Source organism: Alcaligenes sp. Marseille-Q7550 (genome assembly GCF_965112015.1).
This window is the reverse complement of record NZ_CBCOPU010000015.1, coordinates 1-1,476: the sequence shown is the minus strand read 5'-3', so window position 1 is coordinate 1,476 and position 1,476 is coordinate 1. Positions and strand designations below refer to the sequence as shown.

The window sequence follows — 1,476 nt, the reverse complement described above, 5'->3', positions numbered from 1 at the left end:
GACCCAAGGATGGCAAGCCGATTTACATGGCAGCCATCACCGCGTGGACCCCAGGCAAAGACGCGGACGTGGAGCACGGGTTTGCCATCGTGACAGACGACAGCGCGGGTGGAATGCTCGATGTGCACGACCGTCGCCCCATCGTGCTGGCGCCAGATGCTGCGCAAGAGTGGGCGTCGCGAGATACCAGTATAGATGCAGCGCTGGAACTGCTCAGCACGGCTCGACCTGAATCTGCATTCCAGTGGCACCCGGTCACGCGGCAAATGGGGGATGCGCGGTACCAAGCACCAAATACCGACCAGGTGAGCTTGATCTAATTGCAACTAAAACTGCTTAACTTTTTTCACAGACTATGACTGCCTTGCTGCCCAGGCCAGTTCGACCATCTCCGGCGTATTGGCCGCCTGTAATTCTCTTAACGCATTATCGGAGTACCGAGGATGATTTTGAGAACCAAATTTAAAGACCATCATATTTTCTTCATTTTCATCAATCTTCAAATAGTCCCTAAGAGCCTTACAGCGCGCAGAACTCAACCCTAATTTGATTGCAAGGTCTTGTCGACTAATATAATATTTTTTCTGAAGATCAACCTCTCTTATTGCCGCTGCCGCGCTTGGATCATCACCTGATATATATCTTACCGGCGCACCTTCTTTTTTACTAAAATGAACTCTTATAGTTGGCACTTCACCCGAAACGTTGCTAGCAAGAGTCATTAGTCGCGGAAACACGCTCTCAATCTCAACACCATTTTTTATAGCCCTTTCAATACGATCAATATCCCTTTCAGATACCGCAATTTCATTTGTGACATGCGCCTCCATTGCCAGCAATGTTCTAATTCTACCTCTTGCCTCATCGCGAGACCTCTTATTTGGCGCTAAAAGCTCGACAATTTGTGAATATTCACGATCCACTAGAAGTTCAAAGTCGGTAATAGGTTGAGTAGACAGTGGCAATACCCGTAAAGGTAAAATATTGGCTAAACAATCCTCAAAGTGTAGCTGCAAAATCTCATCAACAGTCGTAATTAATGCCCTTGCATTTATAAACAACGCATCTTCTGGAACCACAATCATCCAATGCTGCGCCGCATCTCGCATTGCATCAATCGACCGAATAGCCCCGGCTTGCGCCGAGTTTATATAACCTGATGACGAGCTTATATTTAAGGCCTTCTCCAACCCTATAGAAGTTCCTTTTTCCTTATCAAAAACTTGTTTATTTTTTTGAACAAGGAGAGCTTTTATTAGCATTTCACTACAATGCTGCATATGCAAGAGGACAGATTCAGTGCGCCCCTGATCATATTCCCCATTAAAACCCCCAAGGCCCCGCCTCAAAGAAGCCATTGCCTTCTGCTTCAACGTGCGCGCATCACGCTTTAGCTTCATCTCCCCTCCTTACCGGTAGCTTTCCCTGATTTTAAAATTGAGCATACATCAAAGCATAAAACTCAGCTACCTGCAC

Annotated in this window: 2 protein-coding genes; one reads left to right on the top strand and one right to left on the bottom strand. The window is 46.5% G+C overall.

Annotated elements, in window-relative coordinates:
- Nucleotides 1–320, top strand: a 320-nt coding sequence (locus ACWPWO_RS18730) for an SOS response-associated peptidase family protein (RefSeq protein WP_454007884.1), incomplete at its 5' end; no start/stop codon positions are given.
- A 33-nt stretch (nt 321–353) separates the two neighbouring features.
- On the opposite strand, the gene ACWPWO_RS18725 is transcribed toward ACWPWO_RS18730, so the two are convergent.
- The gene (locus tag ACWPWO_RS18725; protein WP_454007883.1) at nt 354–1,400 is read right to left on the bottom strand and encodes a hypothetical protein; all 1,047 of its coding nucleotides are present in this window, start codon (nt 1,398–1,400) and stop codon (nt 354–356) included.
- Between the last annotated feature and the right edge of the window lie 76 nt (nt 1,401–1,476).